Source organism: Leifsonia sp. fls2-241-R2A-40a (genome assembly GCF_030209575.1).
Classification (GTDB): domain Bacteria; phylum Actinomycetota; class Actinomycetes; order Actinomycetales; family Microbacteriaceae; genus Leifsonia.
Genome location: NZ_JARVRS010000001.1, coordinates 1,121,625 through 1,143,446, shown reverse-complemented (window position 1 = coordinate 1,143,446; position 21,822 = coordinate 1,121,625). Strand labels below are relative to the sequence as shown.

At 70.0% G+C, this 21,822-nt stretch carries 21 protein-coding genes; 11 read left to right on the top strand and 10 right to left on the bottom strand.

Translation table 11 applies throughout. The features are described from left to right. Nucleotides 1-21: 21 nt before the first annotated feature. Together QRN40_RS05725 and QRN40_RS05720 are read left to right on the top strand one after the other, a co-directional pair. A complete protein-coding gene (locus QRN40_RS05725; protein WP_285114548.1) occupies nt 22-516 on the top strand; it encodes a MarR family winged helix-turn-helix transcriptional regulator in 495 nt (164 codons plus the stop codon). Nucleotides 517-560: 44 nt separating this feature from the next. Continuing rightward, nucleotides 561-1,328 (top strand): hypothetical protein, encoded by a 768-nt coding sequence (locus tag QRN40_RS05720; protein WP_285114547.1) that lies wholly within the window; start codon nt 561-563, stop codon nt 1,326-1,328. Nucleotides 1,329-1,349: 21 nt separating this feature from the next. On the opposite strand, the gene QRN40_RS05715 is transcribed toward QRN40_RS05720, so the two are convergent. After that, nucleotides 1,350-2,360 (bottom strand): PHP domain-containing protein, encoded by a 1,011-nt coding sequence (locus QRN40_RS05715; RefSeq protein WP_285114546.1) that lies wholly within the window; start codon nt 2,358-2,360, stop codon nt 1,350-1,352. 49 nt (nt 2,361-2,409) lie between these two features. Here QRN40_RS05715 and QRN40_RS05710 point away from each other — a divergent pair, with 49 nt between their 5' ends. From QRN40_RS05710 to acs, 3 genes are all read left to right on the top strand, one after another. Beyond that, nucleotides 2,410-2,979 (top strand): dihydrofolate reductase family protein, encoded by a 570-nt coding sequence (locus tag QRN40_RS05710; protein WP_285114545.1) that lies wholly within the window; start codon nt 2,410-2,412, stop codon nt 2,977-2,979. A gap of 36 nt (nt 2,980-3,015) precedes the next feature. Then, nucleotides 3,016-5,355 (top strand): ATP-binding cassette domain-containing protein, encoded by a 2,340-nt coding sequence (locus tag QRN40_RS05705; RefSeq protein ID WP_285114544.1) that lies wholly within the window; start codon nt 3,016-3,018, stop codon nt 5,353-5,355. Between the two features lie 119 nt (nt 5,356-5,474). Further along, nucleotides 5,475-7,469: an acetate--CoA ligase gene (acs, locus tag QRN40_RS05700; protein WP_285114543.1), complete on the top strand. Its 1,995-nt coding sequence runs from the start codon at nt 5,475-5,477 to the stop codon at nt 7,467-7,469. A 52-nt stretch (nt 7,470-7,521) separates the two neighbouring features. Here the strand turns inward: acs and QRN40_RS05695 are convergent, their stop codons facing one another. The 7 genes from QRN40_RS05695 to treY form a co-directional block, all read right to left on the bottom strand. Further along, a complete protein-coding gene (locus tag QRN40_RS05695; protein WP_285117447.1) occupies nt 7,522-9,306 on the bottom strand; it encodes a glycoside hydrolase family 15 protein in 1,785 nt (594 codons plus the stop codon). Nucleotides 9,307-9,329: 23 nt separating this feature from the next. After that, nucleotides 9,330-10,184 carry a serine/threonine-protein kinase gene (locus QRN40_RS05690; protein WP_285114542.1) on the bottom strand — a complete coding sequence of 285 codons (855 nt, stop codon included), beginning with the start codon at nt 10,182-10,184 and terminating at the stop codon, nt 9,330-9,332. After that, a complete protein-coding gene (glgX, locus tag QRN40_RS05685) occupies nt 10,184-12,220 on the bottom strand; it encodes a glycogen debranching protein GlgX (protein WP_285114541.1) in 2,037 nt (678 codons plus the stop codon). Before glgX ends, QRN40_RS05690 begins: the two co-directional genes overlap by 1 nt. Before the next feature lie 152 nt (nt 12,221-12,372). Next, nucleotides 12,373-12,726 (bottom strand): type II toxin-antitoxin system death-on-curing family toxin, encoded by a 354-nt coding sequence (locus QRN40_RS05680; protein WP_285114540.1) that lies wholly within the window; start codon nt 12,724-12,726, stop codon nt 12,373-12,375. A gap of 35 nt (nt 12,727-12,761) precedes the next feature. After that, nucleotides 12,762-12,989, bottom strand: a complete 228-nt coding sequence (locus QRN40_RS05675) for a hypothetical protein (protein WP_285114539.1) — start codon at nt 12,987-12,989, stop codon at nt 12,762-12,764. 44 nt (nt 12,990-13,033) lie between these two features. Continuing rightward, nucleotides 13,034-14,740, bottom strand: a complete 1,707-nt coding sequence (treZ, locus tag QRN40_RS05670; protein ID WP_285114538.1) for a malto-oligosyltrehalose trehalohydrolase — start codon at nt 14,738-14,740, stop codon at nt 13,034-13,036. Further along, entirely contained in the window at nt 14,737-17,001 is a 2,265-nt protein-coding gene (gene treY, locus QRN40_RS05665) for a malto-oligosyltrehalose synthase (protein WP_285114537.1), read from the bottom strand. The genes treZ and treY overlap by 4 nt, the downstream gene beginning before the upstream one ends. A 135-nt stretch (nt 17,002-17,136) precedes the next feature. On the opposite strand from treY, the gene QRN40_RS05660 reads away from it, so the two are divergent. The 5 genes from QRN40_RS05660 to QRN40_RS05640 all read left to right on the top strand — a co-directional run bounded on the left by QRN40_RS05660 (nt 17,137) and on the right by QRN40_RS05640 (nt 19,212). Continuing rightward, entirely contained in the window at nt 17,137-17,469 is a 333-nt protein-coding gene (locus QRN40_RS05660; protein WP_285114536.1) for a DUF7882 family protein, read from the top strand. Beyond that, nucleotides 17,466-18,020, top strand: a complete 555-nt coding sequence (locus QRN40_RS05655) for a MarR family transcriptional regulator (RefSeq protein ID WP_285114535.1) — start codon at nt 17,466-17,468, stop codon at nt 18,018-18,020. Before QRN40_RS05660 ends, QRN40_RS05655 begins: the two co-directional genes overlap by 4 nt. A gap of 111 nt (nt 18,021-18,131) precedes the next feature. Continuing rightward, nucleotides 18,132-18,530 (top strand): MarR family winged helix-turn-helix transcriptional regulator, encoded by a 399-nt coding sequence (locus QRN40_RS05650; RefSeq protein WP_285114534.1) that lies wholly within the window; start codon nt 18,132-18,134, stop codon nt 18,528-18,530. 100 nt (nt 18,531-18,630) lie between these two features. After that, nucleotides 18,631-18,804 carry a CsbD family protein gene (locus tag QRN40_RS05645; protein ID WP_285114532.1) on the top strand — a complete coding sequence of 58 codons (174 nt, stop codon included), beginning with the start codon at nt 18,631-18,633 and terminating at the stop codon, nt 18,802-18,804. 138 nt (nt 18,805-18,942) lie between these two features. Further along, nucleotides 18,943-19,212 (top strand): hypothetical protein, encoded by a 270-nt coding sequence (locus QRN40_RS05640; RefSeq protein WP_285114531.1) that lies wholly within the window; start codon nt 18,943-18,945, stop codon nt 19,210-19,212. Here QRN40_RS05640 and QRN40_RS05635 read toward each other — a convergent pair. Then, nucleotides 19,185-20,135: a helix-turn-helix domain-containing protein gene (locus tag QRN40_RS05635; RefSeq protein ID WP_285114530.1), complete on the bottom strand. Its 951-nt coding sequence runs from the start codon at nt 20,133-20,135 to the stop codon at nt 19,185-19,187. The two genes, QRN40_RS05640 and QRN40_RS05635, sit on opposite strands and share 28 nt — an antisense overlap. Nucleotides 20,136-20,221: 86 nt before the next feature. Between QRN40_RS05635 and QRN40_RS05630 the strand changes: the two genes are divergently transcribed. After that, on the top strand, nt 20,222-20,437 hold the full coding sequence (locus tag QRN40_RS05630; RefSeq protein ID WP_285114529.1) for a hypothetical protein: 216 nt from the start codon (nt 20,222-20,224) through the stop codon (nt 20,435-20,437). Nucleotides 20,438-20,581: 144 nt separating this feature from the next. Here the strand turns inward: QRN40_RS05630 and QRN40_RS05625 are convergent, their stop codons facing one another. Next, nucleotides 20,582-21,670 carry a LacI family DNA-binding transcriptional regulator gene (locus QRN40_RS05625; RefSeq protein ID WP_285114528.1) on the bottom strand — a complete coding sequence of 363 codons (1,089 nt, stop codon included), beginning with the start codon at nt 21,668-21,670 and terminating at the stop codon, nt 20,582-20,584. Between the last annotated feature and the right edge of the window lie 152 nt (nt 21,671-21,822).

The following is a 21,822-nucleotide window of genomic DNA, read 5'->3' as shown; positions in this document are numbered from 1 at the left end:
GAGCGCGTTATGATCGCGGCCATGGACAATACGGATCGGGTGGCGGCGGGCTCCGCCGCCACCCTTCCCGTCGACTCGGAACAGGCGAGCGACGCGGCCATCTCCGACGTGGAGGAGCAGTTCACCCGGTTGTTCAACCAGGTGGGCACCGCGATGCGCGACCGCGCGGAGCGCATCCACCCGGATCTCCAGCCGGGCGGCTACAAGCTGCTCACCACGATCGTGCGCAGCGGACCCATCCACGCGGGCGCGCTCGCCGCGATGCTGTACACGGACAAGAGCGTGATCAGCCGGCAGGTGAAACTGCTCGAAGACATGGGTTTCGTCGAGCGGAAGACCGACCCGGAGGACCGTCGGGCGAGCTTCATCGCGGCGACCCCCGAAGCGGTCGAGAAGGTGAACGAAGTGCGGGCGGCCGACCAGGCCACCCTGTACCGCGGCCTGCGTCGCTGGGGCGAAGAGGATGTGCGCCGGCTGGCCGGTCTGCTCGCCCGTCTGAACGAGGTGGCCCGGTAGCTCGCGGTGGCGTTCCCGTAGGACGCTGGTACTCTACGTCGGGTATGCCCCCCGCATCCGCCCCCCTCCGCCCCCGCGGCCGTCGTCCGGCCGGTCGTCGTGCTGCCGTGCCGACGCAGCGGGTGCGCATCCGGCTTCCGAAGCCGCCGCGGAGGGCCGGGCTGCCGCTGCAGCACCGCATCGGAGTAACGCTCGCCGTGATCGGGCTGGTGTGCGGATTCTCGATCGTGCCGACGGATGAGGCGCTCGCATCCACTCTGCGCGTCGCGCCGTCGACCACCGTCGCGCCGGGTCGTGTCGTTCCTGCGCCCGCTCCCGACCAGCAGCTGCTCGTGGATGCCACCATCGCCGCGCCGGTGGTTAACCGCGAGAACCTCAGCGCGACCGACGGGCTGCAGACGCTCGCCCGCGTCGGGACGAACGAGGCGTGGGCGAAGCTCGTGCTCATGTTCGGCGGCTGGCCGCAGACCGACGAGAACGTCAACGTGATGCTGCGCTGGATGCGCCAGGAGAACGGGCCGCCCGACTGGTGGAACCGCAACAACCCCCTGAACAACGGGTACGGGTCGGGCGGCGGCGCCGGGCTCGGAAGCTATCCGGATCTCGTCACCGCGGCCGAGTACTGCGCGAAGAACCTGCAGCGCGGGTATCCCGCGATCGTGGCCGGCCTGCAGGCCGGGACGTCGGCGGACGCGACCGCCGCCGCGATCTGGGCGTCACCGTGGGCGACCAGCCACTACGGCAACGGTTCGCACTGGAGCACGCGGCCGGTGCAGGTCGTGCAGGCTCCCGCGTCCGCCTGGGGCCTCTGAGCCCTTCCCGCAGCGGCGAGGTCAGGACTTGGCCAGCCAGGCGCGGAGGCGGTCGAGCGGCCAGGAGGTGATGATGCGGTCGGCGGGGACGCCGTTCGCGGCAGCGCGCGCGGCGCCGTAGGCGAGGAAGTCGAGCTGACCCGGTGCATGGGCGTCCGTGTCGATCGAGAAGAAGCACCCTGCATCGAGCGCACGCTGGATGAGGTCGTCCGGCGGGTCCTGACGTTCCGGACGCGAGTTGATCTCCACCGCGACCTGGTTCTCGACGCACGCGGCGAACACCGCGTCGGCGTCGAACTCCGACGGGGGACGCGTTCCGCGGGATCCCTGCACCAGCCGTCCCGTGCAGTGTCCGAGCACGTTCGTCTGCGGGTCGTGGATGCCGCCGAGCATCCGCTTCGTCATCGTCCGGCGGTCCGACCGGAGCTTGGAGTGCACGCTGCCGACCACCACATCCAACCGGCCCAGCAGTTCCGGGGTCTGGTCGAGGGTGCCGTCCTCGAGGATGTCGACCTCGATCCCGGTGAGGAGGGTGAGCGAGCCGGTGTCGAGAGCCGCGATGACGCCGAGCTGCTCCTCGAGCCGCTCCGCGCTGAGGCCGCTCGCGACGGTGAGGGTGGGGGAGTGGTCGGTGATGGCCTGGTACTCCCGGCCGAGCGTCGCGGCGGCCGCGGCCATGACCTCGATCGGGACGGTGCCGTCGGACCACTCGGTGTGGCTGTGGAGATCGCCGCGCAACTGGGCGAGCAGCTCGGCGCCGCCGGTGTCGAGCGGCTGGTCGTTGCGCTCGCGCAGGTCGGCGAGGTAGGAGGGCACCTCTCCGTCGACCGCCTGCGCGATCACCTGGAACGTGCGGTCGCCGATGCCCTTGGTGCGCTTCAGGCGGCCGTCGGCGACGCGGGCGGCGAGCTCGTCGGCGTCGAGCGGGGCGATGGTGGCCGCTGCGCGCCGGAAGGCCTGGACCTTGAAGCTGGGCGCCAGCTCCCGCTCGAGCCAGAAAGCGATCTCGTTCAGCGCGTCGACGGCATCCATGCGGACCATGCTCCCACCGTGTCGGTGGTGGCCGGTACCGTCGGCGGACATGGGGAGGATCATCTTCGACACGGCCGCGACGATCAACGGGTGGATCGCGGATGAGAACGACTCGCTGGCCTGGCTGTTCGCCGTTCCGGGTGGAGAGGTGCCGGACTCCGAACTGCTGCCGACGGATGCGGCGGTGATGGTGGAGGGGAGCACCACGTACGAGTGGGTGCTCCGGGAGGGCGACATCCTGGCGCATCCCGAGAAGTGGCAGGAGTTCCACGGCACCCGGCCGACGTTCGCGTTCACGCACCGGGAACTGCCGGTTCCGAAGGGCGCCGACATCCGCTTCGTCTCCGGGCCCGTGTCCGAGGCTCTTCCGGCCATCCGGGAGGCGGCCGGTGATGGCGACATCTGGGTCGTCGGCGGCGGCGAGCTCGCGGGGCAATTCTTCGATGCCGGCGCGCTGGATGAGCTGGCGCTGTCGATCGCGCCGGTAGCCCTGACCGGCGGCGCGCCGCTGTTCCCGCGGAGGGTGGAGTCGGACCGTCTGCACCTCGAGTCGGCCTCGGCGGTCGGGCAGTTCGCGCGCCTGCGGTACACGGTCCATCCCCCGATGTCAGAGGGCTGATATATCGTGGGTCACGTTCGACCGGAGGGAATCGACATGACCGCAGCAGACAGCCATGACATCATCCGCGTCCAAGGGGCGCGGGAGAACAACCTCAAAGACGTGAGCGTGGAACTGCCGAAGCGGCGGCTGACCGTGTTCACCGGGGTATCCGGTTCGGGCAAGAGCTCGCTCGTGTTCGGCACCATCGCGGCCGAGTCGCAGCGCATGATCAACGAGACGTACAGCGCGTTCGTGCAAGGCTTCATGCCGTCGCTGGCGCGGCCCGATGTGGACGTGCTCGAAGGCCTGACGACGGCGATCATCGTGGACCAGGAGCGGATGGGCGCCAACGCGCGCTCGACGGTCGGGACAGTGACCGACGCGAACGCGATGCTCCGCATCCTGTTCAGCCGGCTCGGACAGCCGCACATCGGCTCGCCGCAGGCGTTCTCGTTCAACATCCCCTCGGTGTCGGGGCGCGGCGCCATCACCGTCGGCGGCAAGACGGAGAAGCGAGAGTTCACCCAGCTGGGCGGGATGTGCCCCCGGTGCGAGGGCATGGGAGCGGTGAGCGACATCGATCTCGCGCAGCTGTTCGACGACAGCAAGTCGCTCCAGGAGGGCGCCATCACCATCCCCGGCTACACGGCGGACGGCTGGGGAGTCCGGATCATCGCCAATTCCGGGTTCGTCCCGGGCGACAAGCCCATCCGCGACTTCACCGAGCAGGAGCGGCAGGACTTCCTCTACAAGGAGCCGGTGAAGGTCAAGATCGAAGGCATCAACCTGACCTACGAAGGCCTCGTCCCCAAGGTCCAGAAGTCGATGCTCTCCAAAGACGTGAACGCGATGCAGCCCCACATCCGTGCCTTCGTGGAGCGTGCGGTCACCTTCACCACGTGCCCGGAGTGCGAGGGGACGCGGCTCAGCGAGGGCGCGCGCGCATCCAAGATCGCGGGGATCAGCATCGCCGATGCCTGCGCGATGCAGATCACTGACCTCTCCGACTGGGTGCGCGGGCTCGACGAGCCGTCGGTCGCGCCGCTGCTGAAGAACCTGCAGCACCTGCTCGACTCGTTCGTCGACATCGGGCTCGGCTACCTCTCGCTCGACCGGCCATCCGGCACGCTGTCGGGCGGCGAGGCGCAGCGCACCAAGATGATCCGGCACCTCGGCTCGTCGCTCACCGACATCACGTACGTCTTCGACGAGCCGACGGTCGGGCTGCATCCGCACGACATCCAGCGGATGAACGAACTGCTGATCCAGCTGCGCGACAAGGGGAACACCGTGCTGGTGGTCGAGCACAAGCCGGAGGCGATCGCGATCGCCGACCACGTCGTCGACCTGGGGCCGCGGGCCGGATCGGAGGGCGGCCAGGTCGTCTTCGAGGGTTCGGTCGACGAGTTGCGCGCGAGCGGCACGCTGACGGGACGCCATCTCGATGACCGTGCGCGGCTCAAGGAGCAGGTGCGGTCGGCGACAGGCGCTCTGGAGGTGCGTGGCGCCTCCGAGCACAATCTGCAGGGCGTCGATGTCGACATCCCGCTCGGGGTGCTGGTCGTGGTGACCGGGGTGGCCGGTTCGGGGAAGAGCTCCCTCATCCACGGTTCGATCGCGCCTCGCGACGGGGTCGTCGCGGTCGACCAGGGAGCGATCCGCGGCTCGCGGCGCAGCAACCCCGCGACCTACACGGGTCTGCTGGAGCCGATCCGCAAGGCGTTCGCGAAGGCCAACGGCGTCAAGCCCGCACTGTTCAGCGCGAACTCGGAAGGCGCCTGCCCCAACTGCAACGGCGCAGGGGTGATCTACACCGACCTCGGCGTGATGGCCGGCGTCTCGACCGTCTGCGAGGTGTGCGAGGGTCGGCGATTCGACGACTCGGTGCTGGAGTACACGTTCGGCGGACGCGACATCAGCCAGGTGCTCGCCATGCCCGTCACGGAAGCGGAGGGGTTCTTCGCGGCGGGCGACGCGAAGCTGCCGGCCGCGCACGCCATCCTGAAGCGGCTGTCCGACGTCGGGCTCGGCTACCTCACGATCGGTCAGCCGCTCACCACCCTGTCGGGCGGAGAGCGGCAACGGCTGAAGCTCGCGACCCACATGGCGGAGAAGGGCGGGGTGTATGTCCTCGACGAGCCGACGACCGGCTTGCACCTGGCCGACGTCGAGCAACTGCTCGGGCTGCTGGACCGGCTGGTCGACGCGGGAAAATCGGTCATCGTCATCGAGCACCATCAGGCCGTCATGGCGCACGCCGACTGGATCATCGACCTCGGTCCGGGGGCCGGTCACGACGGCGGGCGGCTCGTGTTCGAGGGGACGCCGGCCGACCTCGTCGCGGCGCGCTCGACTCTGACCGGCGAGCACCTGGCGCGGTACGTCGGGGCGTGAGCGGCGGGCGGGTCTGCGGCGGGGTGGTTCGCCGTGGGATCCGGCGGTGAGGGGCCGGGCGTTACGGATCCTTACGGGCCGGCGCGGGGTGGCAGGCTGACCGCCGATACCGTCGCAGGATGAGCTCCCCGATCGAGAACCTCGGCCGCGAGACCCGGCTCTACCCGCCGTCCGCCGCATTCGCCGCGCAAGCGAACGTCGACGCGTCGGTGTTCGCCGAGGCCGCCGCGGGTCCTGTCGCGTTCTGGGAGCGCCAGGCCGCACGGCTCGACTGGGCCGAGCCGTGGCACACCGCCCACACCTGGGAGCCGGCCGTCGCCGGCCCCGACGGCGAGCTGACCGTGCCGCAGGCTGAGTGGTTCGCAGGCGGCCGCCTGAACGCCGCCGTCAACTGCGTCGACCGGCACGTCGCGGCGGGACGCGGCGACCGGGTGGCTCTCCACTTCGAGGGCGAACCGGGCGACCGCGAGACCATCACGTACTCGGACCTCCAGCGCCGGGTGGCACGAGCGGCGAACGCTCTCGCCGAGCTCGGCATCGGGAAGGGGGACCGCGTCGTGGTCTACCTTCCGGTGATCCCCGAGACCGTCGTCATCACGCTCGCGATCGCGCGCGTGGGCGCCATCCACTCGCTCGTCTTCGGAGGGTTCTCGGCGGAGGCGCTGCGGTTCCGCGTCGAAGACACCGGCGCCAAGCTGCTGGTCACCTCCGACGGGCAGTTCCGACGGGGCGCCGCGGTGCCCGTCAAGGCGAACGCGGATGCGGCGGTCGACGGGGACAACGCGATCGAGCACGTCCTGGTGGTCCGGCGAACCGGTGACCTCACCCCCGACATCCCGTGGACCCCTGGCCGCGACGTCTGGTGGCACGACGTCGTGGACACGGCCCCGGATATCCACGACCCCGAGTTCTTCGACGCCGAGACGCCGCTGTTCATCATCTACACGTCGGGCACGACGGGACGTCCGAAGGGCGTCGTCCACACCACCGGCGGCTACCTGACGCAGGCGTCCTGGAGCCACTGGGCCCTCTTCGACGCGAAGGACGACGACGTGTACTGGTGCACGGCCGACCTGGCCTGGGTCACCGCGCACACGTACGTCCTGTACGGACCGCTCTCCAACGGCGCCACATCGGTGATCTACGAGGGGACGCCGAACACCCCGCACACCGGTCGCCACTTCGAGATCATCGAGCGCTACGGAGTGAGCACGTACTACACGGCGCCGACGCTCATCCGGACCTTCATGACCTGGTTCCCGGAGGGTCTCGGCGACGGCTGGGACCTGTCCAGCATCCGGCTGCTCGGGACGGTCGGGGAGGCGATCAACCCGGAGGCGTGGATGTGGTTCCGCGAACACATCGGCGCCGGGCGGGCGCCCGTGGTCGACACCTGGTGGCAGTCGGAGTCGGGCGCCGCGATCGTCGCGCCGCTGCCGGGAGTCACCGCGCTGAAGCCGGGATCCGCGACCGTCGCGGTGCCCGGCGTGACCGTGCGGGTGGTGGACGAGTGCGGAGCTGAGGTGCCCCGGGGCTCTGGGGGCTCCATCGTGATCGACGGGACCTGGCCGGCGATGTCGCGCACGGTCTGGGGCGACCCGGAGCGCTACCGCGACTCGTACTGGCGTCCCTTTGCGGAGCGCGGGTACTTCCTCGCCGGCGACGGAGCAGCGGTCGACCCCGACGGCTACATCTGGCTGCTCGGACGGCTCGACGACGTCATCAACGTCTCCGGTCACCGCCTGTCGACGATCGAGATCGAGTCGGCACTCGTGGCGCATCCTCGCGTCTCGGAGGCGGCAGTGGTCGGCGTCGGCGACGACACCACCGGTCAGGCGGTCGCGGCGTTCGTGGTCCCGTCGGGGAGGGCCCCGCAGGAGTCGGAGCTGCGCGAACAGGTGACCCGCGAGATCGGTGCGATCGCCAAGCCGCGGCACGTCGTCCTGGTCGGGGATCTGCCCAAGACGCGGTCGGGCAAGATCATGCGGCGACTATTGGTCGACCTGTTCGACGGGCGTCCGCTCGGGGATACGACGTCGCTCCAGGACGATACGGTGCCCCACGCGATCGCCACGGCGCTGGCCGCCCGGACGGGACCTGTCCGATCGAGTTGACGGGACACGCCGTGCGGCGCCCGCCGGACGGCGTGTCGCGTCAGGCAGCTGGTCAGCGCAGGTCGGCGATCGTCAGAGCGGCGTCGATGAGGCCCAGATGCGACAGCGCCTGCGGGAAGTTGCCCCAGAAGGCGCCGTCGGCAGCCATCATCTCGGCATAGAGCCCGACGTCGTTGGCGCGGCCGACCAGGTCGTCCATGAGCGCCGTCGCCTCCGGGATATCGCCGACGCAGGCGAGCGCCGAGACCAGCCAGAAGGAGCACGCGACAAAGGGGAGCTCCCCCTCCGCCTCGGCGCCGGTGAACCGGAACAGCAGCGGGCCGTCTCCCAGCTCGCGTCGAAGCGCGTCGATGGTCGACCGCATCCGCTCGCCGCGATCGAATCCGCTCGGCGCGTGCAGCAGCACCGACGCATCCAACTCCTCGTCGCCGGCCGCCATCGTGTAGGCGCCCAGACGCTCGGACCAGCAGTTCTCCTCCACCCACGCGTGGATGACGTCCGCCTCGCGCCGCCACCGCGACGGGTTGCCCTCGATCTGGCCGAGTTCGACCAGTGACAGCGCCGACTGGAGGGCCTGCCAGCAGCCCATCTTCGAGGAGGTGTGGTGGCGCAGCTCGCTGAGCTCCCACATCCCCGAGTCGGGCAGGCGCCACACGTCGCAGACGTGATCGGCGACGTCGGCGACCAGCCTCCGGGTCGGAACGTCGAGGACGTTGCCCGCAGAGGCGTACGCCAGCGCGACGCTGAGCAGGTCGCCGAAGACGCCGAGCTGCAGCTGGCCCGCGGCCCGGTTGCCGGTGACCACCGGCCCGATCCCGCGCCAGCCGGGGGCGTCGTGGGTCTGGGGATCCGTGGATGCCTCCTCGCGCAGCCCGTACAGCACGCGCAGTTCGGCGACGTCTCCCTTCACGGCGCGCAGCAGCCAGGAGATCGCGGCATGCGTCTCCTCGCGCAGGCCGAAGCGGGCGAGCGCCCGCAGGGCGTAGGCCGTGTCGCGCACCCAGGCGAAGCGATAGTCCCAGTTCTTGCCACCGCGCGGCGTCTCCGGAAGGGACGTCGTGCCGGCCGCCGCGATGGCGCCCGTCGGGGCGTAGAGAAGCAGCTTCAGGGCGAGCGCGCTCCGCTGGACGGCCTCATCCCAGGGGCCCTGGTACGAGAACGTGCGAGACCAGAGCTCCCAGTTGGAGACCGTCCGGTCGATACCGATGTCGACGTTGCCCGGGTCGGGGAGGTGCAGCGGTTCGTCGTTCGTCGCCACGATGGTGAGCGTCCGGCGCGAGCCGTCGGCGACCCGGATGCGGCCGCCGAAGCGGGGCGCATCCTCGTCGTCCTCGGCATCGGTCAGTCCGGTGACGCCGATGTTGACCTTGCGGACACGCAGGATGCGCTTGCCGTCCACCCGCTCGGCCCACGGGCCGGCCTCGCCCAGCATGGTGCCCGGCTCGACCGCCCAGTCCATGACGACGGTGCCCGCGATCCCCTCGATGCGGCGGGCGAGCTCCAACCAGGGGAGGCGGCCGGCGACGCCGGTGACCAGCGCATCCGTGACCCGCACCGAGCCGGTCGCGGTGGTGAACGTGGTCTCGAGCACGTTGGTCCCGGGCAGGTAGCGCCTGCGAGCCTCGAAGTCGCTGACCGGCCGCAGGAGGATGCGGCCGCCGCGTTCGGGGTCGAGCAGGGCGGCGAAGACGGGCGGCGAGTCGAGGCTCGGGATGGGCAGCCAGTCGACGGTGCCGGAACGATCGATCAAGGCGACGGTGCGGCCGTCGCCGAGGGCGGCGTGGTCCTCGATCGCGGTCGCCCCGCCCGTCGCCCCGGGCGTGGCGCCGCGCGTGATCCCGCCGGTCGTCCCGCCCGTCGTCACACCCGCTGCAGACCGGCCGCCACGATGACCGCCTCGCGGAACTTCGGTGTCAGCTGCTCCGCGGTGGGGCGAGCGGCCGGGTCGCTCGCCGTCATGGCGTGGAGGATGTCGCTCCAGCTGTCCGGGAGACCGTCGGGGACCGGCGGCTCGTGCTCCAGGCGGGCCATGGCCGACTCGACGGCGGGGCCGGGGTACGCCACCGAGCGGGTGAAGCACTCCAGCAGCACCAGCCCCAGCGAGTAGATGTCGCTCGCCGACGTGGCCGGTTGACGCAAGGCCTGCTCGGGGCTCAGGTAGGCGGCCGTGCCGGTCGTCTTGCCCTCGTCGAGCTGCGTCGGCGCACCGGCGATGCCGCTGGCGATGCCGAAGTCCGTGAGGCGCGCCCGGGCCCGGAACGTCGTGGTGCCGTAGGAGACCAGCATGATGTTCGAGGGCTTGATGTCGCGGTGCACGACTCCGTTCGCATGAACGTATTCGAGCGCCTCGGAGATGTCGTAGGCGACTTCGGCGATCTCCTCGAGGGTCAGTTCCCGCTGGGCCAGCGCGGTCGCGAGGTCGGTGCCCGAGACCAGCTCCATGATCAGGAACGGGCGCGGGTCCTTGGGCGACGTGTAGTCGATCCCGGCGTCGATCAGCGAGACGATGCCGTGGTGGCTGAGCTTGGCCAGGGCCGCCTGCTCCGTGCGGTACTGGGCCATCTCCTCCTCACCGCCCGCGCGGTAGAGCTTGATGGCGACCTCCCGGCCGAGCAGCTCGTCGGTGGCGCGGAAGATGCTCGCCTCACCGCCGCGGCCGATCACATGCTGCGGGCGGTACCGCCCGAGCAGTGCTGGGATGGTCGACTCGGCCATCAGCTGTTCCGGGACCGCAGCAGGGCGAACGAGGATTCGCCGAGGATGACGCTGGTGTGGTCGTGGAGAGCGAGTTCGGGGTCGCTGGAGAGCTCGAGCTCCCACGGTGAGCCGGCCGCCTCGGGAAGCATGAACTCCACGCCGTTGCCGGCGGCGTTGAGCATCAGCAGGAACGAGTCGGCGCCTTCGTGACGGAGCTCGAATGCGATGGAGCGCGCCTCCGGGTCGGACCAGTCCTCATCCGAGAACGGCTCGCCGTCGGTGCGGATGATGCACACCACATCCGTGCCGCCCACGTCGGGCGCCTGGCGGTACCACTCGGGGCGGAGGGCCGGCTCGCTGCGGCGCAGGCGGATCAGCTTCGAGGTGAACTCGTGCAGCTCCCAGTCGGCGTGCTCCCAGTCGTACCAGGAGATCTCGTTGTCCTGGCAGTAGGCGTTGTTGTTGCCCTGCTGAGTGCGGCCGATCTCGTCGCCGCCGAGGATCATCGGCACGCCGGCGGAGAGCAGGACCGTCGCGAGGAAATTCTTGCGCTGCCGGGTGCGGAACGCGTTGATGCCCTCGTCGTCGGTCGGTCCCTCGACGCCGTAGTTGTTGGAGCGGTTGTCGGATTCGCCGTCGCGGTTGTCCTCGCCGTTCGCCTCGTTGTGCTTCTCGTTGTAGCTGGTGAGGTCGGCGAGGGTGAAGCCGTCGTGCGCGGTGACGAAGTTCACGCTGGACAGCGGCGCCCGGCGCGAGTCCTCGTAGATGTCCGGGCTGCCCAGCACGCGCTGGGACAGCGTGGACAGCACACCGGGGGTGCCGCGCCAGTAGTCGCGGACGTCATCGCGGAACTGGCCGTTCCACTCCGACCAGTCGGCGGGGAAGCCGCCCAGCTGGTAGCCGGCGACATCCCACGGCTCGGCGATCATCTTCACCTGCGCGAGCGTCGGGTCCTGCTGGATGAGGGTCAGGAACGCGCTGTGCAGGCTGGCGTCGCCGCCCTGGCGGGTGAGCGTCGTCGCCAGGTCGAAGCGGAAACCGTCGATGTGCATGTCCTCGACCCAGTAGCGCAGCGAGTCCATGATCACCTGCAGCGCGGCCGGGTGGCTCACGTTCCAGCTGTTGCCGGTACCCGTGGTGTCGAAGTAGTGCGCCGCATCGCCCTCGACCAGCCGGTAGTACGACGGGTTGTCGATTCCCTTGAAGCTGTAGGTGGGGCCGAGGTCGTTGCCCTCGGCGGTGTGGTTGTAGACCACGTCGAGGATGACCTCGATGCCGGCCGCGTGGAGCGCCTTGACCATGCCCTTGAACTCGTCGACCTGGTGACCGGTGTCGCCGGTGGCGGAGTACTCGTTGTGCGGAGCGAAGAAGCCGATGGAGTTGTAGCCCCAGTAGTTGCGCAGGCCCTTCTCGAGCAGGTGGGCGTCCTGGACGAACTGGTGGATCGGAAGCAGCTCGACCGCGGTGACGCCGAGGTTCTTCAGGTACTCGACCGCGGCGGGATGCGCGAGGCCGGCGTAGGTGCCGCGGAACTCCTCCGGCACCCACTCCATGAGCTTCGTGAAGCCCTTCACGTGCATCTCGTAGATGATCGTCTCGCTCAGCGGGGTGCGCGGGCGCTCGTGGTCGCCCCAGTCGAACTCCTGCCGGTCGACGGCGACGCCGAGCGCGACGTGGCGTGCGCCGTTGGTGTCGCTGCGCCGCTTCGGGCGGCCGAGCTGGTGGCCGAACACGGCCTGCGTGTTGTCCCACGAGCCGGTGACGGCGCGGGTGTGCGGGGGGAGCAGGACCTTGGCCGGCGAGAAACGGAGGCCGTTGGCGGGGTCCCACGGGCCGTCGACGCGCAGGCCGTAGCGGGTGCCCGGGACGAGCCCGGGGACGAACCCGTGGAAAACGTGCCCGGTGCGGTCCCCGAGGACCGTCTGCGTCTCACGGCCGCGCGTGTCGAACAGGGAGACGATCACCTTGTCGGCACGCTCGCTGTAGACGGCGACATTGGCGCCGCCCTCGCGCAGGGTGATCCCCAGCGGGTACGGCAGGGAGTCGCTCGTCACAGGGAAGACCCCCGCTGGACGGTGGCGCTGGGGGTGGTCCGGCGGTGGGGCCGGGGGCAGGGCTTAGGCACGGTGCCTCCGATTCGGGTAGACCGCCACGATACCGGGGAGTGGGGCCGTCCTCCAGGCATTGACAGGGAGGCGGCGGGACGTTAGACGCGGGGCTGGAACCAGGAAGACAGGCGACGTGCGATCTCGCCGATGTCCTCGATATCGCCCGCAGCGACGGCCAGTACGAAGTCGAACATCGCATCCTCGTCATAACGCTCGTCGTACCCGTTGATCGTGAAGAAGAGGACGCACAGGATCCAGCCTGTGCGCTTGTTGCCGTCGAGCAGTGCATGGTTGCGCAGGACCGAATGAAGCAGCGCGGCTCCTTTGGCGTACACATCCGGGTAGGCGTCGAGACCGAAGAGGGTGGCGGCAGGCCTCTCCAAAGCGGACTGGAGGAGGACCGTGTCGCGGACGAACTTCAGGGGCTCATCACCGTGCACGGTTCGGATCACCAGAAGCGACTCCTCGAGAGTGACGTAGCGGATGCTCAAGCGTCGCGGAGTCGTTCGAGGAGACCCGAATTCTGGCTGACGACGCGGTCGATCATCTGCTGCGTCGTGCGGTCGTGGGCAGCGATGTACGCGTCGACGGCATCGAGTACCGTCGCGGTGAAGTTGCTGTGCGTGTCCGTAGCGATCGCGGTCAGTGCCTCGACCTGGTCCTCGCGGAAAGAAATGAGCTTCTTGCTGCGAGCAGGTACTGCCATCAGAGTCATCTCCTCAGTGTATATACCGGAGAATTAACAGTATATACGGTTGATTATGCCCGCGTCACCCGCACGGCCTCGCCGAAGGCGGCGACCGCGTCGGACGGCGCGGTGCCGAGGCCGCTGCCGGAGAGGCTCACCTCCACGAGCAGGCCGCCGCGCTGGAAGCGGAAGACGCCGTCGGTGTAGGCGACGTCTGTCGCCCGCGCATCCGCCGGGAGCGTGCGTCGCAGAGCGGTCAGCGCGCGGTACCAGTCGAGCATCCGGGCGTTCCCGGGGCGATCCGGCTCCGACCAGTCGAGCTTCGAGCGCTGGAAGGTCTCCGGGTCCTGCGGGTCGGGGACGATGGCGGGGTCCCAGCCCATCCGGGCGAACTCCTCGATGCGGCCCTCCGCCGTCGCCTTCCCGAGTTCGGGCTCCGGATGGGAGGTGAAGAACTGCCACGGAGTGGTCGCCGCCCACTCCTCGCCCATGAAGAGCATCGGGGTGAACGGGCCGAGCAGCGTCAGCGTGGCGGCGACGGCGAGACGGCCAGGGTCGAGGGTCGCCGTGAGGCGGTCGCCGGCGGCCCGGTTCCCGATCTGGTCGTGATCCTGGCTGAATGCGACGAGGCGCGTGAACGGGATGTCGCCGTCGAGCGGGCGCCCGTGGTGGCGCTCGCGGAAGCTCGACCAGGTGCCGTCGTGGAAGAACCCGCGCTGGAACACCTTCACGAGTGCTTCCGGCCGGGCGAAGTCCGCGTAGTACCCGGTGTCCTCGCCCGTCAGGTTGGCATGGATGCTGTGGTGCACATCGTCGTCCCACTGGGCGTGCAGTCCGTAGCCGTGGTGCGAGCGGGTGCGGATCAGCTCGGGGTCGTTGAGGTCGCTCTCGGCGATCAGCGTGCGGGCGCGGCCGGTCTCGCCGGCGAGTTCGTCGGCCAGCACGGCGAGCTGCTCGAGGAGGTGGGTCGCGCCGGCGTCGTGCAGGGCGTGCACCGCATCCAGTCGCAGCCCGTCGACATGCATCTCGCGAAGCCAGTACTCGGCGTTGTCGAGGATGTACCGCCGCACCTCGTCGGAGGACGGACCGTCGAGGTTCACCGAGACGCCCCAGGTGCTCCTGCCCTCCCCGAGGTAGGGGCCGAACTTCGGCAGGTAGTTGCCGCTCGGGCCGAGGTGGTTGTAGACGACGTCCTGGATCACGGCCAGCCCGCGCTGGTGGCACGCCTCGACGAAGCGCTGGTAGGCCTCCGGTCCTCCGTACTGCTCCTGGACGGCGTACCAGAGCACGCCGTCGTAGCCCCAGTTGTGGGTCCCGTTGAAGGCGTTGACCGGGAGCAGCTCGATCGCGTCCACGCCGAGGTCGATCAGGTGATCGAGACGCCCGAGTGCCGCATCCAGGGTGCCTTCGGGGGTGAAGGTGCCGATGTGCAGCTCGTAGATGACCGTGCCCGTGAGGTCGCGTCCCTCCCATCCGCCGTCCGCCCACTCGCGGGCGCGGGGGTCGAACTCGCGGCTCAACTCGTGCACGCCGTTCGGCTGGCGCAGCGAGCGCGGATCCGGGAAGGGTCCTTCGCCGTCGACGACGAAGCCGTAGTCGAGGGGACGGTCGGGCAGCTCGGGGTGCTCGGCCAGCTCCCACCAGCCGCCGGTCGGGCTCGCGTCCGTCGCCGGGACGGGGGTCAGCGGGAAGGTGCCGATGCCGTCGAGCACGACATCCACCGATCGGGCCCGAGGAGCCCAGACCGGGAAGCGGCGGTCGCCCCACGCGCCGGTCATCGTGCGACCGCCAGGAGTGCGACCGGGTAGGTCTCGAAGACCGAGGCGAGAGAGACGCGGCCCCGGTGCTCGCGGCCGGTGAGCTCGTCGCGCAGCGGTTCCTCGCCGAGGTCGACCGTGGTGTCCGCCCAGCCGCCGGTGGCGGACAGGCCGACGGGAAGCCGAGTGGCGAGCGCGACGGCGCCGCCGCGGTCGAAGGCGACCAGGTGGCCGGCCCGCGAGCCTGCGGCGTAGACGGGCCGGTACCCGGTGAACAGCTCGGGGCGGTCGCGCCGGAGGCGGAGTGCCTTGGCGGTGACCAGCTCCTTGGCGGCGCCGGACGAGTCGATCTCGGGGATCCATCCCTCGTCGATGTGCGCGAGGAGGGCGGCGGCCGCGTCGAACTCGACCGGGCGGCGGTTGTCCGGGTCGACCAGCGACCGCTCCCAGCGCTCGGAGCCCTGGTAGACGTCCGGGATGCCCGGCGCGGTCAGCTGCAGCAGCTTCGCGCCGAGGCCGTTGCTCGCACCCGGAGCCTCGATGACGGCGGCCAGCGCCTCCACCTCGGCCCGGACGCGCTCGTCGTCGAAGGCGGCGTCGATCGCCGCGGCCATGCGCGCCTCGAACTCCTCGTCGGGGTCCGTCCAGCCGGTGGACGCGCCCGCCTCCCGCGCCGCCTTCAGGGCATAGGCCTGCAGGCGTTCGCGCGACGCGGGCCACGCGCCGACGACCGACTGCCAGAGCAGGTTCTCCAGGGATCCGTCGCCGAAGCCGACGCGCTCGCGCACGGTCCGCAGGAACCGCTCCCAGCGTCCGGGCAGCTCGGCGAGCACGTGGATGCGCGCCCGCGTGTCCTCTCCGCGCTTGGTGTCGTGCGTGGAGAGGACGGTCATCGACTCGGGGAGGCGCTGCAGGCGGTCCTCCTGACGGCGGTGGAACTCCTCCGGCGAGAGGGCGAACTCCGACGGATCGCCGCCGACCTCCGTGAGGGAGACCAGCCGCGTGAAGCGGTAGAAGGCGTTGTCCTCGACGCCCTTCGCCATGATGGCTCCGGTGGTCTGCTCGAACCGGTCGCCCAGCCGGTCGGTGATCCGCTCGATCACCGGGACGAGGTCCGGGCGCGACTCCGCCGCCGCGAGGCGCGCCTCCTCCAGGTACTCGGTGCCGTAGGGCAGGTAGCTGCGATAGACGGGGAACCAGGCGGCGAGCTCGGCGACCGCATCGGCCGTCTCCTCGTCGGTGCCCTCGCCGAGCTCGCGGACGACGCGCAGCACTTCGGAGCGCAGGATGCTGTCGGCCATAGCGCGCTTGCGGCGGTGCATCAGCTCCACCCAGTCCTGGCTCTCCTCGCGTTCGTCGATCTCCCCGGCGAGTGCGGTCAGCGGGCCTTCGCCGGACGGGTCGACGAAGACGCGGTCGATGACGCCGAGCGCGTCGTAGCCGGTGGTGCCCTGGACGGGCCAGTCGGGCATCCGCTCGTCGCCCTCGATGATCTTCTCGACCCAGATGGGCGCATCCCCGGCGAGTGCGCGCAGGCGCTCCAGGTACTGGCCCGGGTCGCGGAGGCCGTCCGGGTGGTCGACCCGGACGCCGTCGACCAGGCCCTCGTGCACCCAGCGGCCGATCTCACGGTGGCTGTCGTCGAAGACCTGCTGGTCCTCGACGCGCAGGCCGGCCAGCGTCGTGACCGCGAAGAAGCGGCGGTAGTTCAGTTCGGCGTCGGCGCGTCGCCACGACATGAGCTCGTAGTGTTGCCGCGCGTGCACCTCCTTCGGGGTGCCCTCGCCCGTCCCCGGGGCGATCGGGAACCGGTGGTCGTAGTACCGGAGCTCGCCGTCCTCGATGCGGAGCGCGTCCTCCTCGTCGGGGCCGTCGCCGAGGATGGGGAGTCGCAGCCGGCCGTGGCCGAACTCCCAGTCGATGTCGAAGTACGACGCGAAGCGCGACTCGGTGCCGTGAGCGAGCACATCCCACCACCAGGCATTGAGGGCAGGGGTGGCGACGCCCATGTGGTTGGGCACGATGTCGACGAGGACCTTGAGGCCGCGCTCGTGCGCGGCGTCGGAGAACTCCTGGAGCGCCTCCGGGCCGCCTCGCGAGGCGTCGACACGGCCGTGGTCGACGACGTCGTAGCCGTGCATCGACCCCGGCTCTGCCTCGAGCAGCGGCGACAGGTAGACCCAGTCCGCGCCGAGGCGCTGGATGTGGTCGAGCACCTGCATCGCGTCGCGCAAAGTGAAGTCGGGGGAGATCTGCAGTCGGTAGGTGCTCACAGCGTTCATTGTGGGGGAGGGGACGGGCGCTCAGAAGGCCTTGAAATCCCGCGTCGATCGTATTGCTAGACAGACGAGCTATACGGTTAGACTAACTACATATCCGCTGGACAAGGATGCGGTTAGCCCGAGGGGGAGACGGACGTGGCAGTGCTCAGCTACGGGGGTGCCGACTACGACTTCAGCGATCGCACGCTCGCGCACCTCCAGGTCGTGATCACGAGCAAACTCCGTCGGCGCGAGTCCTTCGCGCTGAGCTGGATCCGCGAGGACGACGGTGGCCGCGAGACGATCTGGGTCGACAACGGCTTCCCGATCCGGTTCCGGTACGACGAGGGGGCCATCGCGCCGCTGAACCGGGAGTGGCTCGAGGTGCTCATGGATGGAACGCACCGGCCGAACGGACTGCTGCTGACGCCCGAGCCCGGCCAATCGACCCTCGACCCCCGGGATGCTTCGACGGCCAGAAGCGCATGACGTCCGAGAACGAGGGATCGGCGCGCCACTACTGGTACGGCGACGGCGAGAACCGTTCCCCGGCCGTCGACGTGCTCGAGGCGATGCGCGCTTATGGCGCCGCTGAGTCCGCCATGCGGAGGCGCTCCGAGGGAGTGCTGCGGATGAGCGAGAACGACGTCTCGGCGATGCGTTATCTCCTCCGGGCCCAGCAGGCCGGCCGCTCGGTCGGCCCCAAGGAACTCGCCGAATACCTCGGCATCCAGAGCTCATCGGTCACCGCGCTGCTCGACCGTCTGGAGCGGGCCGGGCACATCCGCCGCGAGGCGAGTCCCTTCGACCGCCGCGCCCTGATCGTCGTGCCCGCGGTGCCGGAAGATCAGTTGCAGCGCGCGATCCTGGCGGACGTCCGCGAGGAACTGGTCGAGGTCGCGGTCTCGCTCGACGCCGCCGACGCGGCGGTGGTCGTCGATTTCCTGCACCGGATGCGCGACGCCGTCGACCGCATCGACGCGACCGAGCGGTCGGGCCGGCCGAACCCTCACCGCGAGCGCACACGGCGCAGCACGTAAAATCGCCGTATCGAAGCACAGACCGACGAGGGCTACTGGTACGACCAGGCGGACCCGCACACCGTTGACGTCCTGAGGGCGCTGCGCGACTACCGCGCGGCCGAGCAGGCGATGCGCCGGCGTACGCGCGAGTCGATGCGGATGGGTGAGAACGACCTCCGTGCGCTGCGGTTCCTGCTGAAACGCCAGGCCGAAGGCGAGCCGGTGACGCCCGCCGAACTGGGCGCGCTGCTGAAGCTGAAGTCCTCGTCCGTGACGGTCATGCTCGACCGGCTGACGGTCGCGGGATGGGTCACCCGCCGTCCGCATCCCTCCGATCGCCGCAGCCTCGTCATCATTGCGACGCCCGGAGCCGACGAGGAGGTGCGGCACACCCTCGAGGCGATGCACCGCCGGATGCTCGAGGCGGCAGGGGACCTCGGGGAGCGCGAAGCGGTCGTCGTCCGCGAATTCCTGGGCAGGATGTCGATCGCCATCGGTGCGCTCGACCGCTCGGACGGCGCTCCCTGAGCCGATTCGGGCTTGATTTCTCAGGCGGATCGTCGGGGGTAGACGCGCTGCGACCGCGGTGGGAGCGTCGAAGAAGAATCGGACGACGAAAGGAGACGTCATGGGACTCGACGACAAGATCGAGAACGCGGGCGAGAAGCTCGGAGGCAACGCCAAGGAGGCCACGGGTAAGGCAACCGGAGACGAGCGCCTCGAGGCCGAGGGCAAAGGCGACCAGGTCAAGGCCGACGTGAAGCAGGCCGGCGAGAAGATCAAGGACGCCTTCAAGGACTGACGCCGTTCTACGACGAAGCCCCCTCCCGGGATCGGGCGGGGGCTTCGCTACGTCCGGCGAGGTCCCCGCACGCGTTCCCATCCCGTTGGGCGGAGATTCATCTTTCGTTAACCCGCGCCGCGGAGTAGCTTCCCCTGCATGGGAGACCGGTCGGATCGCGCGCGGGCGTGGCGGATGGCGAGCATCGCCGGACTCCTGGCCGCACTCGCGCTGGTGTCCACCGTGGCGCTGGCGATCGCCATCCCGACCCAGGGGGAGAACCCGCGCGCGTGGGGCGTGATCGTCTGCGGGCTGGTCACCGTGGAGGTGTGCGGGCAGGTCGCGGTCCGCAACTGGAGGCTGCTGCGCCACTACCGCGGCGACGACCTGGCCCCGCGCCGTCAGGCTCGGGCGAAGGCGGCCCGGTAGCGGGTCGGGGGTACTCCTACCTCGGCGTCGAAGTGGTGCCGCAGCAGCGTCGCGCTGCCGAAGCCGCACCGCCTCGCGACCTCGTCGATCGGCAGGTCGGTGGTCTCGAGCAGGAGGCGGGCGTGGAGGACGCGCTGGGTCGTGAGCCACTGCATGGGCGGAACGCCGGTCTCCGCGACGAAGCGACGCGAGAAGCTCCGGGTCGACATGTGCGTGCGCTCGGCAAGGCTGCCGACCGTGTGCGTCTCGTCGAGGCGGTCGGCGAGGAAGTCGAGCAGCTCGCTGAACGTGTCGTCTTCGCAATCGCTCACGGGCTTGTCGATGTACTGGCGCTGGCCTCCGTCGCGCTGCGGCGGAACCACCATGTTGCGCGCGATGGTGTTCGCCACCGCGCTGCCGAGCTCGCGGCGCACCAGGTGCAGGCTGGCGTCGATGCCGGCGGAGGTCCCGGCGCTGGTGATGATGCGGCCGTCGTCGACGAAGAGCACGTCGGGGTCGACGCGCGCTGCGGGGAACCGGCGCTGCAGCTCGGCGGAGAAGCGCCAGTGCGTCGTGCAGTCGCGGCCGTCGAGGAGCCCGGCCGCGCCGAGTGCGAACGCACCGGAGCAGACGCTGAGCAGGATGGCGCCGCGCGCGTACGCCCGGCGGAGCGCCTCCAGGAACTCCTCGGGGTACTCGTCGCGGACGGTCGCCGCGGGGACGGCGATGAGGTCGGCGTCCTCCATCGCCTCCAGCCCGTACGGGGCGGTCAGCGTGACGCCGACCGGGCTGGCGACGGGGGTGCCGGGGTGGATGGAGCACACGCGGAAGTCGAACGGCTCGAGTCCCGCATAGCTGCGGTCGAGACCGAACACCTCGCAGACGACGCCGAACTCGAACATGGCGAAGTCGTCGATGACGGGCACCGCGACGGATCGGATCATGGTCGAGAGTGTACTGGCCGGATCTTTGCGAAGATAGACCTGAAGCCATCTCGTGTCCGAATGTTTACGTTCGTAACGTTGATGACATGGCGAACACGACATGGACACAGGGGATGGAACACGGCTGGGTGCTCCGGCCGACGCGCACCAACGGAGGACAACCGCCCGCGCGGCGGCGCTTCCTGCTCAGCGAGTGGCTGCCCGCGGCGATCCTCGCGCGCGGCGGACACGTCGACCGCGAGACCGAGCGCGCACTGGGCGACCTGCGCGCAGCGCAGTCCGCGCGCGAGACCGGGCGCTGAGGGGGCCGCTGGGGCGCACCCTCGCGATTTGCGCCAAATCTCGGTTCTGGCGCGGCCAGAGCGATGATTCGGCGCAAATCGCCACAGCCTGAGCGACGATTTGGCGCAAATCTCGAGGGGGTCAAAGGGCGCGGTCAGACGGAGTCAGGAGGGGAACTCGACGCGGGCAGACGCGGGCGGGGCGACAGAGGCGCGGCGGACGAGGTCCGCGTCGAAGACGACGGCCTCGTCATCGACCCGCTCGCCGTGGATGCGCTGCAGCGCCAGGCGCGCGGCGGCCGCCCCGAGTTCGTAGATCGGCTGCTCCACGACCGTCAGTGGAGGCGTCGTGATTCCCGTCCACTCCGGGTTGTCGAAGGCGATCAGGGAGACGTCGTCCGGGATGCTGAGGCCGAGGGTCCGGATGGTCTGGAAGACAGTCATGGCGATCAGGCTGTCCGACGCGATGATGGCGGTCACCGGGTCGTCGCCCTGGAGGAGGTCTCGGGCGACCGCATCCACTCCCCGGCGGCGCGCATCCAGGCGGATGTTCCGTTCAGGCGAGGCGACGCCGGCGTCGGTGAGCGCCTCCATCACGCCGTCCACGCGATCCGCGACGCTCGACATCGTGATGGTGTCGCCCGGCGCATAGACCCCCGACGGATGGTCGTGGGTCGAGATGAAGGCGATGCGCCGGTGGCCCTCGGCCAGCAGCTCCGCCGTCGCCCGGGATGCGGCCGTGCGGTTGTCGACCGTGACGGAGTCGTAGGGCTCGCCGTCGGCCCGGCGGTCGAGCAGGACCAGCGGGCGCCCGGCAGCGCCGACGGATGCCAGGTGGGCGACCCGGGCGGAGGAGGCCGGCGCCACGATGAGCGCGTCGACCTGCTTGTCGAGGAGGACGTCCACGGCGGCGTGCTCCGCATCCACGTCTTCGTCCGAGTTGGTGAGGATGACGTCGTAACCGGCTTTGCTGGCCACGTCGGAGATCCCGCGCATCGCATGGGCGAAGAAGGGGTTCTCGATGTCTCCGACGACGACGCCGATCGTGTTCGAGCGGCCGGTGTTCATCGACTTCGCGAGGGCGTTGGGGCGGTAGTTGAGCTCCTCTGCGGCGGCCAGCACGCGGGATCGCACGGCGTCGCTCACCTGCCCGTAGTCGCCGAGGGCACGGGCGGCGGTCGCCTTGGAGACCTTGGCCGCCCGGGCGATGTCGGCCACCGTGACTGCGCGCCGGGATTCGGGGCGTGGTGACATCGATGCGCCTTCCTGCTCGGGGCCCGAAGGTTGACGAACCCCGGAACCGTGTTGTAGCGTCCCAGAAAACCAACTGAGACCGGTCTCAGCCTAAACAGCAGAGACCGGTCTCAGCAAGTACCGGATCGACGAGGATCGTATGTCCCGTTTCT